Below are 16440 nucleotides of genomic sequence, written 5' to 3' on the forward strand. Positions count from 1 at the left end.
CCCGCGACGGACGGACCGGACCGCGCCCCCGCCACCCGCCCCGGCGAACCAACGGGCACGGTCCGGACCACCGCCCGCACCGGCGGGTCAGCCCGTACCGGCGGTGCCTTGGCCGGTTCCGTCGCCGTACCGTCGTTCGAACTGTGCGATACGGCCTTCCGCGTCCACCGTCCGGGCCTTGCCCGTGTAGAAGGGGTGGCTCTCCGAGGAGATCTCCACGTCCACCACCGGGTAGGTCTCGCCGTCGTCCCACTCGATGGTCCGGTCGCTGGTCGCGGTGGACCGGGTCAGGAAGGCGTAGCCCGCGGCACGGTCACGGAAGACGACCGGACGGTACTCGGGGTGCTTGTCCTGCTGCATGTGGACTCCTTGTCAGCCGGACAGGGCGTCCTCGTCGACGATGTGCATCGCGGCCTCCTCGGCGGAGGCCGCGGCACCGTCGATGCCCACGTCCGTGGCGATCAACGCGCTCTCCTCGTCCTCGTGGGCTCCCTCGTCGGGAGCGACGAGACGACCGGAACGGGCGGCGCCGACCTCGTTGTCGAGGAGTTCGCCGTCGGTGCCGTCGCAGTCGCCGAGACCGTCACCGTCCTGGGTGAGAAGGTCCGGCCGCTCCTCGGCGAGACGCTGGTCCAGGGACTCGCCCCGGTGTCCTTCGGCGGCTGTCACACCGTCGTGTTCGACCGCCCACGGCTTCTCGGGCGGGGACCAGCCCCGGTCGAGAGGGTCGCCGACACCGTCACTGTCCAGGGTGTCCTCGGCGTCGAGCAGCCCCGCGTCGTCCTGTACCTCGGACCCGTCGGGCTGGTAGACGTCGTCTCCCCATCCGTCGGCGCTGTTCACGGGTACCTCCCAGTGGTGGGGACAGGCCCACTCCCACCACGGTGGGAGAGCACTCCCCGAGCCGGTGCCGCTCTCCAGCCTTCCACCCCTTTTCGGGACCGCGCAACGCCACAGCACCAGGGCAGGGGACGCGGCGGGTCCCCGCACGCGCGGACCCGAACGCCCTCGGGCAGGGGGCGCGGGGCCGGAAACCGGGGCGGGGACCGCCGTACGACGGTCCCCGACCCCCTGATCGACGGGTGGGCCGAGCGAGGAACGGCGTGCCACCGACGCCCCGCGCCACCGGCCCGTCCGTACCCCAGCTCACCCGTGCCAGGACCGCCACAGGGCCGCGTACGCGCCGTCCGCCGCGACCAGGTCGTCATGGCCGCCCAGCTCGGTGATGCGGCCGTTCTCCACGACGGCGATGATGTCCGCGTCATGAGCGGTGTGCAGCCGGTGGGCGATGGCGACGACGGTACGGCCGTCCAGGACACGGGCCAGGGACCGTTCCAGATGCCGGGCCGCGCGTGGGTCGAGCAGCGAGGTCGCCTCGTCCAGGACCAGCGTGTGCGGGTCGGCGAGGACCAGGCGGGCCAGCGCGATCTGCTGGGCCTGCGCTGGAGTGAGCGCGAGGCCGCCCGAGCCGACCTCCGTGTCCAACCTGTCGTCCAGCGCCCGGGCCCAGCCGTCGGCGTCGACCGCGCCCAGCGCCGCCCACAGCTCGGCGTCCTCGGCGCCGGTCCTGGCCAGCAGCAGGTTGTCGCGCAGGGAGCCGACGAAGACGTGGTGCTCCTGGTTGACGAGGGCCACATGGGAGCGGACCCGCTCGGCCGGCATCCGGGAGAGCTCGGCGCCGCCGAGGGTGATCCGGCCGTCCCGGGGTGCGTAGATCCCGGCGAGCAGCCTGCCCAACGTGGACTTGCCCGCGCCGGACGGGCCGACCAGGGCGAGACGGGTGCCCGGGGCGACCGTCAGCGAGACCTCGCGCAGCACGTCGACGCCCTCGCGGTAGCCGAAATGCACCCCGTCCGCACGCACATCCCGGCCCTCGGGAGTCACCGATGCGTCACCGGCGGCCGGCTCGATGTCCCGGACCCCGACGAGGCGGGCCAGCGACACCTGCGCCACCTGAAGCTCGTCGTACCAGCGCAGGATGATCCCGACCGGGTCGACGAGCATCTGCGCGATCAACGCGCCCGTCGTCAACTGGCCGACGTCGATCCAGCCCTGGAGGACGAAGACCCCGCCGATCATGAGGACCGACGCGAGGATGCTGACGTGGGTGATGTTGATGAAGGGGAACAGGACCGACCGGAGCCAGAGGGTGTACCGCTCCCACGCGGTCCACTCGGCGATCCGCTGTTCCGAGAGTTCGATACGGCGGTCGCCGAGCCGGTGGGCCTCGATGGTGCGGCCGGCGTCCACGGTCTCCGCGAGCGCGGCGGCCACGGACGCGTACCCGGCGGCCTCCGAACGGTAGGCGGAGGGCGCCCGCCGGAAGTACCAGCGGCAGCCGACGAGGAGCAGCGGCAGCGCGAGCAGCACGGCGGCGGCCAGCGGCGGAGCCGTGACGACGAGCCCGCCGAGCAGCAGCACGACCCAGACGACGCCGATGGAGAGTTGGGGCACGGCCTCGCGCATCGCGTTGGCGAGCCGGTCGATGTCGGTGGTGATCCGGGACAACAGGTCACCGGTACCGGCCCGTTCCAGGACGCCGGGCGGCAGCCCGACCGCACGGACGAGGAAGTCCTCGCGCAGGTCGGCCAGCATCCGTTCACCGAGCATCGCCCCGCGCAGCCGGACCTGCCGCACGAAAACGGCCTGCACGACCAGCGCGGCCATGAACAGACCGGCCGACAGCTCCAGATGGAGGTCGCGGGTCCGGTCGGACACCCGCTCCACCAGGTCGCCCAGGAGCCACGGGCCCGCCATCGAGGCGAGCACGGACACCGTGTTGACCGTCATGAGGAGCAGGAGGGCCCGGCGGTGACGCCGGAACAGTTCGGTCACGTACGCGCGTACGGTCGCGCCGGCGCCGACGGGCAGCGTGTTCGCCGTCGTCGGGGCCGCCGGGTCGTACGCCGGTGGGGCCACGCCGATCATGCCGTCTCCTCGATCTCTTCCAGAACGCCCCGCAGGGTCGTTTCGTCGGCGACGCCCGAGAGGGCGGCCTCGTCGTCGGTCTCGCGGGTGACGACCGCCCGGTACCGGGGTTCGTCGTGCACCAGCGTGCGGTGGGTACCGAGTGCGGCGACCTCTCCCTCGTGCACGAGCACCACCCGTTCGGCGTGGTCGAGGAGCAGCGGCGAGGACGTGAACACCACGGTCGTGCGCCCCTCGCGCAGGCCGCGCAGACCCACCGCGATCCGGGCCTCCGTGTGCGAGTCGACCGCCGAGGTCGGCTCGTCCAGGACCAGCACCTCCGGGTCCGTGATCAACGACCGGGCCAGCGCGAGCCGTTGGCGCTGCCCGCCGGACAGGGACCGACCGCGCTCGGTGATCCGGGCGTCCATCGGGTCGGCCGCGTCGAGGGACCCCTCCACCAGCGCGGCCAGCACGTCCGCGCACTGTGCGGCGGCGAGCGCCTCGGCAGGGCTGACGGCACCGGACGCGGGCACGTCGAGCAGTTCACGCAGCGTGCCGGAGAGCAGGACCGGGTCCTTGTCCTGGACCAGCACGGCCGCCCGCGCGGAGTCGATCGGCAACGCGTCCAGCGGGACGCCACCCAGCAACACCGAGGTCCCCGCAGCCGCGCCGCCCCCCGAACCCGGGCGCGCCCCAGCCGCCTCGGACTCGCCGGCCTCGTTCTCGCCCGCCGCGCCCTTCCTGCTCGCGAGCACCTCCGCCCGCGCTGCTTCGGAGGCCTCTCCTCCCGCAGCGCCGACGGCTCCCGACTTCCCCGCCTCAGATGTCCCCGGCTCCCCGGCCACCTCACCCGCCTCAGCGCCAGAAGCCTCGGCCCCGGGCGACCCCTCCCCGGGCACCCCGGTACCCCTGGGCACCCCGGCGCCCTCGGGCGCCGCCGCGTCCCCGGCGTGCCCACCCAGCCGTTCCGCCAGCCGTCCCGCCGCGTCCGGGTCGCCGCACACCACAGCGGTGAACCGCCCCTCGGGCGCGAGCAGTCCGGTCACCGGGTCGTACAGATCACCGGACGGAACGCGGTACGGACCACCGGACGCCACAGCAGCGGGAGATGCAACCCGGGCCGCCTCAAGGGAAGAGACGGGGGCCGTATCCGGTGAAGGAACGAGCGCCGCCGCACCTGAAGGAACCTGCCGCACGCCCTCGGGCCGAACTCCCGACGCATCCCCGGAAAAATCTCCGGACAAAAGATCGGTGGCCCGGGAACCGCCGCCGTTCGCGGGTCGTTCCAATGACAGGACGCGCGCAGCCCGTTGAGCCGAAGGCCGGGAGAAGGAGTACGCCATGGCGATCTCCTCGAATTGCCGCAGAGGATAGGTGAGGACCATGACAGAGCTGTAGACGGTGACCAGTTCGCCGACCGTGATCCGCCCCTGGCGGGCCAGTTGGACGCCGTACCAGACGACCGAGATCAGCAGCAGGCCCGGCAGCAGCGCCTGGATCGCGGCGATCAGGGCCCACATACGGGCGCTGCGGACCGCCGCGTGACGGACCTCCTGGGAGGCACGGCGGTAGCGGTCGAGGAAGAGTTCCTCGCCGCCGATGCCCCGCAGGACCCGCAGCCCGGCCACGGTGTCCGAGGCGAGTTCGGTGGCACGCCCCGCCTTCGCGCGCTGCACGTCGGCACGCCGAGTGGCGTGCGGCAGCAGCGGGAGCACGGCGAGGGCCAGCACCGGCAGACCCACGGCGACCACCACACCGAGCGCGGGCTGATAGATCACCAGGGCCCCGCAGACCAGTACGACGGTGACCGCGGCGGCGCCGAACCGCGAGACCGACTCCACGAACCAACCGATCTTCTCGACGTCAGCGGTCGAGACGGCCACCACCTCACCGGCAGCGACCCGGCGGGTCAGTGCCGAGCCCAGATGGGCGGCCTTGCGGGCGAGCAGCTGTTGGACCCGGGCGGCGGCGGTGATCCAGTTGGTGACGGCGGTGCGGTGCAGGAAGGTGTCGCCGAGCGCGTTGCCGACGCAGGCGAGCAGGAGCAGCAGGCCGGCCAGCGCGAGATGTCGGCCCGAGCGGTCGATGACCGCCTGGACGGCGACGCCGACGCAGAACGGGAGGGCGGAGACCGACGCGAAATGCAGCAACCCCCAGGCGAGCGCCTTGAGCTGGCCGCCCAGCTGGTTGCGGGCCAGCCACCACAGGAACCGGGGACCCGAGCGCGTGTCAGGCACGCCCGGATCGGGATAAGGGAGGTCTTTGATCTGCATGACGGATGACGTCCAGGTGGCTCGTGTCAGAGAGGGAGGAGCGCTGCGAGCGGCGGCAGCAAACCGTGCAAGGTTCCCCGCGCGGCCGGGCCGGGGGCAAGGGGTTTTCCGCCGCCCCGCACGGAACCGTCCACGGAACCGACCACGGACCGGGCCGACCTGTATCTCCTGAACTGCACGCATTCGCCCGGAACGCGGTGGCACCATGGCCCGATGCACAACGCACTGCGCGCGACGGTCACCACGACCGCCCTGGGGACCCTGCTGACGCTGTTGACCGCATGCGGCGGCGCGCACGACACCCGAGGCGGCGAGGTCGCAGCCGCCGGGCCGACGGCGACCGCGACGGCCCCGGGAAATCCCACCGCACTCCCCGGCATCGGAGGTCGGCTACGGCACCGCATTCCCGCCGACTCCCGTCAGATCGTGGCGGTCTACGGCGACGGCCGGGACGCGGCGGGTTCGACGGTCGTGCTGTACACGAGACGGGGCGCCACCTGGACCCGGACGAGCAGCTGGCCCGCGCACAACGGAAAGAAGGGATGGACGACCGACCATCACGAGGGCGACCGGCGTAGCCCGGTAGGGGTGTTCACGCTCACGGACGCTGGCGGTGTGCTCGCGGACCCCGGTTCCCGGCTGCCGTACACGCGCTCCGCGTCCTTCGCGGCACCGCGCTGGTGGGCCAGGTCGCACTGGCACGACTTCGACTATGTGATCGCCATCGACTACAACCGCGTCAGAGGAACCTCGCCCGCCGACCCCACCCGGCCCGGCGGCGAGGCCAAGGGAGGAGGGATCTGGCTGCACCTGGACCACGGCAGCGGCACGTCCGGCTGCGTGAGCCTGTCCGAGGAAGGAATGCGTCACCTGCTGCGCACGCTCGATCCGGACCTGCACCCCGTGGTGGTGATGGGGGACAGGGCGGCCCTGGGGGCGTAGGGCCGACGAAGGAGGCGGCATTGCGGAGGGGAGGGGACACCCCGTAGAACACGGCCATGAAGAGACCGTTCATCATGGCCATGCTCGCCGGGGCGGTGCTGGTCGCCGGTGCGCTGTTCGGGGCGGGTCCGGCTCAAGCGGCGGACGTTCCGGCCGAGTTCGGCACCGACTGGCACGATCCGGTGACCGCGGCCCCGCCCGTCGAGAAGCCCACGGGCACGTCCTGCCGGGTCACGCTCGTCGAGGCACAGTTCCGTGACTTCACGCCGTACCGGGGGACCTACACCCCGCCCCGGGGGTGCGGGAACCGGTGGAGCAAGGTGGTGCTGCGGCTCGACGGCACGGTCGAGGGGCGGCAGTTCGACCGGCTCGGGTACCTCCACGTCGGCGGGGTGGAGATCCTGCGCACCTCGACGCCGGAGCCCTCGCCCGACGGCATCGAGTGGTCGGTCGAGAAGGACGTCACGCGCTACAGCGACACCTTCCGCAGGGCGCGGGACGTGGAGATGCTCATCGGCAACGTCGTCGACGACACCTACACCGGCGTGCTCGACGTCAAGGTGACGCTGACGTTCTTCGCCGGAGGACCGGCCGCCACCCCGGACCGTGTCCTCACCCTCGGTGACGGCGGCACCCTCACCGCCCCGCGCAACAGTGAGCGCATCCTCGCCGAGGTGTACGCCACCGGATCGGGCGGCGGCTGCGAGGAGTTCTGGTACCTGAGCGTGCCGGACTCCGCGCCGTACTCCTGCCGGGCCGGCGGCGGACCCTACCGCGAGGTGCAGATCACGGTGGACGGTGAACTGGCCGGAATCGCAGCGCCGTTCCCGCAGGTCTGGACCGGAGGCTGGTCCAATCCCTTCCTCTGGTACGTCGTTCCGGGCCCCCGCGCCTTCGACGTGCAGCCGATCGAATACGACCTGACCCCGTTCGCCGGACTGCTCGACGACGGCCGCCCGCACCGCATCGGGGTCTCCGTCGTCGGCGTCCCCGAGGGGCAGGACGGCTGGAGCGCCCCGGTGAACGTTCTGGTCTGGCAGGACGCCGGGCGTGCGCACGTCACCGGGAAGCTCACCGCGCACCACGTCGGTGACCTGGCCAACTCCTCGACATACACGGCCGGTTCGCCGGAACGGGTGGACACCGAGGGCGCGCACCGGCTGACCGTCGCCGGATACGTCGACACCTCGCACGGCCGGGTCACCACCACCGTCACCCGCGCCCTGGCCACCACCTCCACCCACCGTTGGGCCGACGGGGAGGACACCGACGGGCTCGACGCCACCTGGAGCGACGACGCGTCGGTGACGGTCGACGGACCGGGAGGGCAGCCGGCCGGCACGACCCGCACGCACCGGCTGTACACGATGAACGGCACGACCACCCTCGGCGCCGACGCCCGGCTGCGCACCGTGCTGACCCTCGGCGACCGTGCCTCGGTGACCGAGTCGCAGGGCGGGCGCCGAACCGGATGGTCGAGGCTCGACGACACCTACACGGGCGACGCGGCCTACACGACCGGGGTGCCCCGCGAGGAGCGGCACGCGGTCGGCACGTCGAGCGAGCGCTACCGGCAGCACGGGTCGGCAGGCTGCTACGACCGGACCGTGACCACGGAGCAGGGTGTGGTCACCGAGGACCGTGATCACTGTTGAGGCGAGCCGCATGGAATGCGTCACACGGGGAGGGATTTACACAGAGGCAACACGGAGGTCTCCGACGGGACCAAAAACGCACCAAGAGTGAATGCCACGGAAGCCGCTTTCCGTATCGCAGAAGTCGCTCCGGGCTTCTGCGCGTTGATGCCCCCACAAGGAGTGCCCGTGCCGCAGTCCGTACCGTCCCTGCCGCGACGCGTCGCACGCATACTGCGTACCTCACTTTTCGCGCAGGTCGCCTGCGCGCTCGTGCTCGGAATCGTCGTCGGGAAGCTGTGGCCCGGAGTGGCCACGGATCTTCAGCCGCTCGGTGACGGTTTCACCCGGCTGATCAAGACGATCATCTCGCCCCTGGTGTTCTGCGTGGTGGTCGTCGGCATCGCCAAGGCCGGTGACCTGAAGGCGTTCGGGCGGATCGGGCTGAAGGCGCTGATCTGGTTCGAGGTCGCCAGCACGCTCGCGCTGGTCATCGGCCTGGTCGCGGCCAATGTCTTCCAGCCCGGCGGGGGGATGCACGTCGACCCGGCCACGCTCAACGCGGCGGCGGTCGACGCGAAGACGGCCGGCGGGTCGCTGCCGTCGACGACCGAGTTCGTGCTGAACGCGCTGCCCACCAGCTTCATCGGCGCCTTCGCGGAGAACTCCCTGTTGCAGGTGCTGATCCTGGCCTGCCTGGTGGGCGCGGCCCTGCTGCACCTCGGCCACACCAAGGTCCCGCAGGTGCTGCCCGCCATCGAGCAGGCCCAGGAGATCATCTTCTCGATCGTCGGCTTCGTCATGCGGCTGGCCCCGATCGCGGTGTTCGGCGCGATGGCCGTCCTGATCGGCCAGTACGGGCTCGGCGTGATCGAGACGTACGCCAAGTTGATCATCCTGTGCTACGCCGCCGCCGCGCTGTTCGTCGTGCTGCTCGGCGTCGTGCTGAAGGCGCTCACCGGGATCAGCCTCTGGAAGTTCGTCCGCTACATCCGTGAGGAGATGCTGCTCGCGCTCGGCACCGCGTCCACCGAGGCCGTCATGCCGCGCGTGATGCAGAAGCTGCGCCGCGCGGGCGCCCGTGACGACGCCGTCGGCCTCGTGCTGCCCACCGGCTACTCCTTCAACCTCGACGGCGCCTCGCTCTACCTCTCCATCGGCACCCTGTTCATCGCCCAGGCCGTCGGCGTCGACCTCAGCCTGGGCCAGCAGATCACCGTGGTCCTGGTGCTGATGCTGACCAGCAAGGGCATGGCCGGAATCCCCGGTTCCGCGTTCCTCGCCCTGTCCGCGACCGCGTCCTCGCTGGGCGCGATCCCGGCGGGCGCCGTCGCCCTGCTGCTCGGCGTCGACCGCATCATGGACTCGATGCGCGTCGTGACGAACCTGCTCGGCAACTGCGTCGCCGTCTTCGCCGTCTCCCGCTGGGAGGGCGCACTCGACCTGGAGCGCGCGAAGAAGGTCCTCAACGGGGAGCAGGCCCCGGACGCCGACCCGGCACCGGACGCCGACACCGCCACGGAGGCCGAGTCCGGCGACGACCAGGGCGGACCGACCGCCCCGGACGCCGACCCGGTGACCGCCGCCGCCGAACCGGCCGCCACGCCCGCTGCCGCCGCCGTTCCGCCCCAGAAGATCAAGGAGACCGCAGCCGACAGCAGCTGAGGTCACCCGCGTGACAAGGTCGAGGCCCTCGCTCCAGCACCACGGAGCGGGGGCCTCGACCGCGTTCTCCCCGGAGATCCCGCACCGACGCGCCCTGATCACAGCGATCGCCACTCGGCAGGCACCGAGCCCCACCTCACCCTGCCGCCTGCCGCCTGCCGCCTGCCGCCTGCCGCCTGCCCGGCGGTGTTCGGGCGGTGTTCGACGTTCCGCCCGTCAACTCCCCGCGGGCTTGGCCGACTCGACCCCAGGCTGAAGGCCATGCCCATGCCCATGCCCTTGCCCAGACCCGCGCCCGTGCCCCGGCCCGTGCGCGTGTCCATGCCCCGGTCCCTTCGCCCCGTCCCGGCATGCTCCCGCCTCCCCGTCCAGCAGGGTGTCGAGGAGGGCGCCGAGTGCCTGGCGCTGGGGGTCGGACAGGGAGCCGAGGATCTCCTCGGCGGCCGAGCGGCGGGCGCCGCGCAGTTGGCCCAGGGCGCGGTGGCCCTCGTCGGTGAGTTCGATGCGGATGACCCGGCGGTTGGTCGGGTCGGGGACCCGGCGTACCCGGCCGCCCGCCTCCAGGCCGTCGACCAGGGTCGTCACCGCGCGGGGGACGACCTCAAGGCGTTCGGCGAGGTCGGCCATGCGGGGCGGTGACCCGTAGTGCGCCAGCGTGCGCAGCAGGCGGGACTGGGCCGGCGTGACGCCGAGGCCGCACTCCTCGATGTGCCGCTTCTGGATGCGATGCACCCGGCGGGTGAGCCGCAGCAGCTGTTCGGCGAGGAGGCTGTCGGAATCGGACGTGGTCATGCGGGAACAATATCAGGACTCCGCTCATTGTGAACATAGGTAACAATGAGCTAGGCTCCGTGAGTCCTCGATCCTGGCTCGTCCTCCGAGCCCCGTCCTCCGGGCCTCCAGTCCTTTGGCCCGCACACCCACGTCCCTAGGAGTCCATTGCCTCCCGATGTCGCACCCCGTTGGACACCGCCCGCCGACGCTCATGAGCAGCCCCGGCAGGTGCGCCGCATCCTCGCCCTCTTCCGCCCCTACCGCGCCCGGCTCGCGATCGTCGGTCTGCTGGTCGGCGCTGCCTCGCTGGTCTCGGTCGCCACGCCGTTCCTGCTGAAGGAGACCCTCGACGTCGCGATCCCGCAGGGCCGCACCGGGCTGCTCAGCCTGCTCGCCCTCGGCATGATCCTCAGCGCCGTCCTCAGCAGCGTCTTCGGCGTGCTCCAGACCCTCATCTCGACGACGGTCGGCCAGCGCGTCATGCACGACCTGCGCACCGCCGTCTACGACCGCCTCCAGCGCATGTCGCTGGCCTTCTTCACCCGCACCCGCACCGGCGAGGTGCAGTCCCGGATAGCCAACGACATCGGCGGCATGCAGGCCACCGTCACCTCCACCGCGACCTCGCTCGTCTCCAACGCCACCAGCGTCATCGCCACCGTCGTCGCCATGCTCGCCCTCGACTGGCGGCTCACCGTCGTCTCGCTGCTCCTGCTGCCGGTGTTCGTGTGGATCAGCCGCCGGGTCGGCAACGAACGCAAGAAGATCACCACCCAGCGTCAGAAGCAGATGGCCGCGATGGCCGCGACGGTCACCGAGTCGCTGTCGGTCAGCGGCATCCTGCTCGGCCGCACGATGGGCCGCACCGACTCGCTGGCCAGGTCGTTCTCCGTCGAGTCCGAACAATTGGTCGACCTGGAGGTTCGGTCGAACATGGCGGGCCGGTGGCGGATGGCCGTCATCACGATGGTCATGTCCGCGATGCCCGCGATCATCTACTGGACCGCGGGACTGGTCCAGAGCGGCGGCCCGCGGACCTCGATCGGCACGATCGTCGCGTTCGTCTCGCTCCAGCAGGGCCTGTTCCGGCCCGCCGTCAGCCTGCTCGCGACCGGTGTGCAGATCCAGACCTCGCTGGCGCTGTTCCAGCGCATCTTCGAATACCTCGACCTGCCCGTCGACATCACCGAACGCGACCGCCCGGTCCACCTCGACCGGATCAGGGGCGAAGTGCGCTTCGAGAACGTCGAGTTCCGCTACGACGGCCAGGGGGCGGCGATCCTCGGCGGCGTCGACATCGAGGTCCCCGCGGGTGACAGCCTCGCCGTCGTCGGTCCCACCGGCGCCGGGAAGTCGACGCTCGGTCATCTGGTGCCGCGCCTCTACGACGTGACGGGCGGCCGGGTCACCCTCGACGGGGTCGATGTGCGCGACCTCGACTTCGACACCCTGGCCCGCGCGGTCGGCGTGGTCTCGCAGGAGACGTACCTCTTCCACGCCACCGTCGCCGAGAACCTGCGCTTCGCCAAGCCGGACGCCACCGACGACGAACTGCGCGCGGCGGCCGAGGCGGCGCAGATCCACGACCACATCGCGAGCCTGCCCGACGGCTACGACACCGTCGTCGGTGAACGCGGCCACCGGTTCTCCGGCGGGGAGAAGCAGCGCCTGGCCATCGCCCGCACCATCCTGCGCGATCCGCCGGTGCTGATCCTCGACGAGGCCACCAGCGCGCTCGACACCCGCACCGAGGCCGCCGTGCAGGACGCGATCGACGCGCTGTCCGCCGACCGCACCACCCTCACCATCGCCCACCGGCTCTCCACGGTCCGCGACGCCGACCAGATCGTGGTCCTCGACGCCGGGCAGGTCGCCGAGCGGGGCACCCACGAGGAGCTGCTGGAGCGGGACGGACGGTATGCGGCCCTCGTACGCCGGGATGCCCAACTGGAACCGACAAGCTGAAGATATGCCGGGTTTGTGACGTTATGCGGGTTACCGTGCCCGCATGCAGATGAACACTCCGCCTCGGAGCACGATTCGAATGACGCGCCGGGGCCGGTTCGTCCTCATCGCGACCGGCGCCGTCGTGGCCGCCACCGCCGTGGCGGTGCCGCTGCTGACCGCGGACGGCGGCGGCGGGGAGGACACCCGGCCCAGAACGCTGGTGATCCCGGAGGGCTGGCGGGCGGGCCAGGTCTACGACGCCGTCGACAAGACCCTCGCGCTGCCCGCCGGAAGCACCCGGAAGTCGCTCGACAAGGCCGGCCTGAAACTGCCGAACGACGCGGAGGGCAACCCGGAGGGCTACCTCTTCCCGGCGACATACCCGCTGCCCGAGAAGGCGACCCCCGAATCCCTGCTGTCGTCGATGGTCGAGACCGCCAACAAGAGGTTCAACGGCGCCCCGATCGCCGCCGGTGCGCAGCGCAACGCGATGAACGTCTACCAGGCCGTCACCATCGCGAGCATCGTCCAGGCCGAGGCCGCCACCCGCGCGGACATGGGCAAGGTGGCCCGGGTGGTCTTCAACCGGCTCGAACGCGGGATGCCGTTGCAGATGGACTCCACCATCAACTACGGCCTGAACCGCAGCACGTTGAAGACCTCCGAGAGCGACACCCGGATCGACAGCCCCTACAACTCCTACCAGCGCATGGGGTTGCCGCCCACCCCGATCGACAACCCGGGCGAGGAGGCGATGCGGGCCGCGATCAACCCCACCCCGGGCGACTGGCTGTACTTCGTCACGGTCAAGCCGGGCGACACCCGCTTCACCGCGAACTACGACGAACACCTGCGCAACGTCGACGAGTTCAACGCCAACCAGAAGAAGGCGAGCCCGGCGCCCACGAAGTGACGGTGCGTCAGGCGGCGGTCGTGGTCAACGCCCCGTCGGCCAGCAGCCGTTGGATGTCCCGTACGGCCGCGCGGCCCGCCCGGTTGGCGCCGACGGTGCTGGCGGACGGGCCGTAGCCGACGAGATGGACCCGGGGATCGGCGACCGCGCGGGTGCCCTCGACGCGGATGCCGCCGCCCGGCTCGCGCAGCCGCAGCGGCGCCAGATGACCGAGGGCGGCGCGGAAGCCGGTGGCCCACAGGATGACGTCGGCGGCCACCCGCTCCCCGTCGGCCCACTCGACGCCGTCGGGCGTGACGCGGTCGAACATCGGGCGCCGGTCCAGGACGCCGTCCGCGAGGCCCCGCCGGATCGCGTCGGTCAGCGGCAGCCCGGTCACCGACACCACGCTGCGCGGCGGCAGCCCCTGCCGCACCCGGTCCGCCACCAGCGCGACGGCGGACCGGCCGAGGTTCTCGTCGAAGGGCCCCTCGCGGAACACCGGCGGACGCCGGGTGACCCAGGTGGTGGCCGCCGCGAAGGGGGCCAGCTCCAGCAGATGCTGCGTCCCCGAGGCGCCGCCACCCACCACGACCACCCGCCGCCCCGCGAACTCCTCCGGCCCGCGATACGTCGCCGTGTGCAACTGCCGTCCACGGAAGGCCTCTTGACCCGGCACGCGCGGCCAGAACGGCCGGTCCCAGGTGCCGGTCGCGTTGATCAGCGCCCGCGTCGACCAGTCGCCGTCCGACGTCTCGACGCGCAGCCGGCCGCCCTCGCCCTCCCGCACGGCACGCACCTCGACGGGCCGGCGGACCCGCAGATCGAAGGCGCGTTCGTACCGGTCGAAGTAGCCGCCGACCACCTCGGACGAGGGCCGCTCCGGATCGGCCCCGGTCAGCTCCATCCCGGGCAGCGCGTGCATCCCGTGGACCCTGCCGTACGTCAGCGACGGCCAGCGGAACTGCCAGGCACCACCCGGCGCGGGGGAGCGGTCGAGGACCACGACGTCACGCTCCGGCTCACGACCGACGCGGCGCAGATGCCAGGCGCTCGACAGCCCCGCCTGCCCGGCGCCCACGACCACGACCTCGACCTCACGCATCCCGTTCACATCCACCGTCAACGGCGGTGCGGTCCCGGAACTTCCCCGACGGCCGCCCCTCTCGCCGAACGGGCTCCGCAACGGCTCACCGCCCGCCCGAGACCAGCAGCGGAGCCCCGCCGACAGCCGGTGCCGAGCCGGCCAGCAGCCCGCGCGCGGACAGTTCCGGAATCACGCCCTCCCCGAACCAGTACGCCTCCTCCAGATGCGGATACCCGGACAGCACGAAGTGCTCGACGCCCAGCGCGTGGTACTCCTCGATCAGATCGGCGACCTCGGCATGGCTGCCGACCAGCGCGGTCCCCGCACCACCCCGCACCAGACCCACCCCGGCCCACAGGTTCGGATGGATCTCCAGCTTGTCCCGGGAACCGCCGTGCAGCGCCAGCATCCGCTGCTGCCCCACCGACTCGCTGCGCCCGAGCGCCTGCTGCGCGGCGGCGACGGTGTCCGCGTCGAGGTCGTCGAGCAGCCGGTTCGCGGTCGCCCAGGCCTCGGCGGACGAGTCGCGGGAGATGCTGTGCACCCGGATGCCGAACCGCACGGTCCGGCCCTCCCGCTCCGCGAGCCCCCTGATCCAGTCGATCTTCTCCTTGACCTGTGCGGGCGGTTCGCCCCAGGTCAGATAGACATCCGCGTGCCGGGCGGCCACCGGACCCGCCGCCGGGGAGGACCCGCCGAAGAACACCGGCGGCACCGGGTCCGGCGGCAGCGCGGTCAGCCCGCCCTCGATCCGGAAGTGCTCGCCGTCGAAGTCGTACGGCTTGCCCTCCCACACGCCCCGGACCACCGACAGGAACTCGTCGGTGCGGGCGTAGCGCCGGTCGTGGTCGAGGCCGTCGCCGAAGCGCCGCTGCTCGGCCGAGTCGCCGCCGGTGACGACGTTCAGGAGCAGCCGCCCGCGCGTCACCCGCTGGTAGGTGGCCGCCATCTGCGCGGCGAGCGTCGGTGAGATCAGCCCGGGCCGCAACGCCACCAGGAACTTGAGGCGTTCGGTGTGCTGCGCCAGCGCCATCGTCGTCAGCCAGGCGTCCTCGCACCAGGTGCCGGTCGGCGTGAGAACCGCCTCGAACCCCACATGCTCGGCGGCCTTGGCTATTTGGACCAGGTAGTCGATGTCGGGCGGCCGGATTCCGCGCACCGGGCCACTCTGGTTGGAGCCGTAGGCGTGCCGGTCGACGAGGGTGCGGCCGTCGCCGCCGGTGGGCAGGAACCAGTGCAGACGTACGGTCATGTCAGGAACCACCCTCGGTGCGCGGAGCGGACGTCGACGCGGGCAGGCCGCCGTTGTAGCGGGTGTCCACGAACGTCGCGAAGTCGACCTTCGACGGGATCAGCTTCAACTCCGTGAAGGTGTCGGCGATTTGTTGCTCGGAGGCGATGAGCGGTTTGTCGACGGCGACCGAGACGCGGGTGGAGTAGCTGCGCTTGACCGCGGCGAGCGCCACGTCGTAGGGCAGCCCGGTGTCCTTCGACCACACCTTTGCCCACTCCTCCTGATGGCCGTAGACCCACTCGGTGGCCCGGCGCAGCCGCTGGAGATAGTCCTTGATGGCGGCGGACTTCTTCTGGTCGGCCAGCGCGGTCGGCGAGGCCACCTGGAAGGTGAGCCCGTTGGTGACGCCCTTGCCGGTGGTGAGGACCCGGCCCTGCTTGGCCTGGAGCACCTGCGAGGTGTACGGGTCCCAGACCGCCCACGCGTCGACCTTGCCGGAGGTGAACGCGGCCAGCGCGTCGGCCGGTTGGAGGTACTTGACCTTCACGTCCTTGATGCTGAGCCCGGCCGCCTTGAGGGAGGCCACCAACTGGTAGTGCGCGGACGACCCCTGGGCCACCGCGATCGATGTGCCCTTCAGCTGCCGGGGTGTGGTGAGTTTGGAGCCGTTCGGCACCAGGAGGGCGTCGCTGATCGAGGTGCCGTGCCAGGCGGCCACGACCTTGATCTTGGAACCGGCACCGGCCGCGAACACCGGCGGGGTGTTGCCGACGCCACCGATGTCGACGGCCTTGGCGTTGACCGCCTCCAGGAGCGGCGGGCCGGAGGTGAAGGTCGACCAGTGGATCTTGTACGTGAGGTTCTTCAGCTCCCCGGCGGCTTGCAGGATGGCCTCCGAGCCGCCCTTCTGGTCACCGACCTCAAGCGTGAGCGAACCCTTGCCGTCGGTGTCGGAGCCCGTGTGCGCACCGGCGCTGCCGCCGCACGCGGTGAGCAGCAGGGCGAACGGCAGGAGCAGGGCGGCGGGGACGAGGTGACGTCTCATGACGGGTCCGTTCTGTGGAACTGGCGTTGCGGGGAAG

Annotated in this window: 12 protein-coding genes and 1 pseudogene; 5 read left to right on the forward strand and 8 right to left on the reverse strand. The window is 71.7% G+C overall.

Annotation, left to right across the window (positions count from 1 at the left end; genetic code table 11):
- Window positions 1-87 precede the first annotated feature (87 nt).
- From ACIQOU_RS00715 to ACIQOU_RS00730, 4 genes are all read right to left on the reverse strand, one after another.
- On the reverse strand, window positions 88-360 hold the full coding sequence (locus tag ACIQOU_RS00715) for a type B 50S ribosomal protein L31 (protein WP_401532681.1): 273 nt from the start codon (window positions 358-360) through the stop codon (window positions 88-90).
- A 12-nt stretch (window positions 361-372) separates the two neighbouring features.
- Complete coding sequence (locus ACIQOU_RS00720; RefSeq protein WP_401532682.1) at window positions 373-843, reverse strand: DUF5709 domain-containing protein; 471 nt, start codon at window positions 841-843, stop codon at window positions 373-375.
- Window positions 844-1146: 303 nt separating this feature from the next.
- Window positions 1147-2928, reverse strand: coding sequence for an ABC transporter ATP-binding protein (locus tag ACIQOU_RS00725; protein WP_401532684.1), 1782 nt, complete (start codon window positions 2926-2928; stop codon window positions 1147-1149).
- Window positions 2925-5183, reverse strand: coding sequence for an ABC transporter transmembrane domain-containing protein (locus ACIQOU_RS00730; RefSeq protein WP_401532685.1), 2259 nt, complete (start codon window positions 5181-5183; stop codon window positions 2925-2927). Before ACIQOU_RS00730 ends, ACIQOU_RS00725 begins: the two co-directional genes overlap by 4 nt.
- 213 nt (window positions 5184-5396) lie before the next feature.
- Between ACIQOU_RS00730 and ACIQOU_RS00735 the strand changes: the two genes are divergently transcribed.
- From ACIQOU_RS00735 to ACIQOU_RS00745, 3 genes are all read left to right on the forward strand, one after another.
- Entirely contained in the window at window positions 5397-6125 is a 729-nt protein-coding gene (locus tag ACIQOU_RS00735) for a L,D-transpeptidase family protein (protein ID WP_401532686.1), read from the forward strand.
- Between the two features lie 56 nt (window positions 6126-6181).
- Complete coding sequence (locus ACIQOU_RS00740) at window positions 6182-7780, forward strand: peptide-N4-asparagine amidase (RefSeq protein WP_401532687.1); 1599 nt, start codon at window positions 6182-6184, stop codon at window positions 7778-7780.
- A 168-nt stretch (window positions 7781-7948) separates the two neighbouring features.
- Window positions 7949-9424, forward strand: coding sequence for a cation:dicarboxylate symporter family transporter (locus ACIQOU_RS00745; protein WP_401532688.1), 1476 nt, complete (start codon window positions 7949-7951; stop codon window positions 9422-9424).
- A 363-nt stretch (window positions 9425-9787) separates the two neighbouring features.
- Here ACIQOU_RS00745 and ACIQOU_RS00750 read toward each other — a convergent pair.
- Window positions 9788-10216: pseudogene (locus ACIQOU_RS00750) on the reverse strand (MarR family winged helix-turn-helix transcriptional regulator); the annotation flags it as partial.
- A gap of 147 nt (window positions 10217-10363) precedes the next feature.
- Here ACIQOU_RS00750 and ACIQOU_RS00755 point away from each other — a divergent pair.
- Window positions 10364-12163 (forward strand): ABC transporter ATP-binding protein, encoded by a 1800-nt coding sequence (locus ACIQOU_RS00755; RefSeq protein ID WP_401532689.1) that lies wholly within the window; start codon window positions 10364-10366, stop codon window positions 12161-12163.
- A 43-nt stretch (window positions 12164-12206) separates the two neighbouring features.
- On the forward strand, window positions 12207-13058 hold the full coding sequence (gene mltG, locus ACIQOU_RS00760; RefSeq protein WP_401532690.1) for an endolytic transglycosylase MltG: 852 nt from the start codon (window positions 12207-12209) through the stop codon (window positions 13056-13058).
- Window positions 13059-13065: 7 nt separating this feature from the next.
- Here mltG and ACIQOU_RS00765 read toward each other — a convergent pair whose 3' ends face one another.
- The 3 genes from ACIQOU_RS00765 to ACIQOU_RS00775 all read right to left on the reverse strand — a co-directional run bounded on the left by ACIQOU_RS00765 (window position 13066) and on the right by ACIQOU_RS00775 (window position 16403).
- Window positions 13066-14142 (reverse strand): FAD-dependent oxidoreductase, encoded by a 1077-nt coding sequence (locus ACIQOU_RS00765; RefSeq protein ID WP_401532691.1) that lies wholly within the window; start codon window positions 14140-14142, stop codon window positions 13066-13068.
- An 85-nt stretch (window positions 14143-14227) separates the two neighbouring features.
- Window positions 14228-15376 carry an LLM class flavin-dependent oxidoreductase gene (locus tag ACIQOU_RS00770; RefSeq protein ID WP_401532693.1) on the reverse strand — a complete coding sequence of 383 codons (1149 nt, stop codon included), beginning with the start codon at window positions 15374-15376 and terminating at the stop codon, window positions 14228-14230.
- A gap of 1 nt (window position 15377) precedes the next feature.
- Window positions 15378-16403 carry an ABC transporter substrate-binding protein gene (locus ACIQOU_RS00775; protein WP_401532695.1) on the reverse strand — a complete coding sequence of 342 codons (1026 nt, stop codon included), beginning with the start codon at window positions 16401-16403 and terminating at the stop codon, window positions 15378-15380.
- Between the last annotated feature and the right edge of the window lie 37 nt (window positions 16404-16440).

Origin of the sequence: Streptomyces sp. NPDC091279 (assembly GCF_044757465.1) — a bacterium.
In the GTDB taxonomy this organism is placed as follows: Bacteria; Actinomycetota; Actinomycetes; order Streptomycetales; family Streptomycetaceae; genus Streptomyces.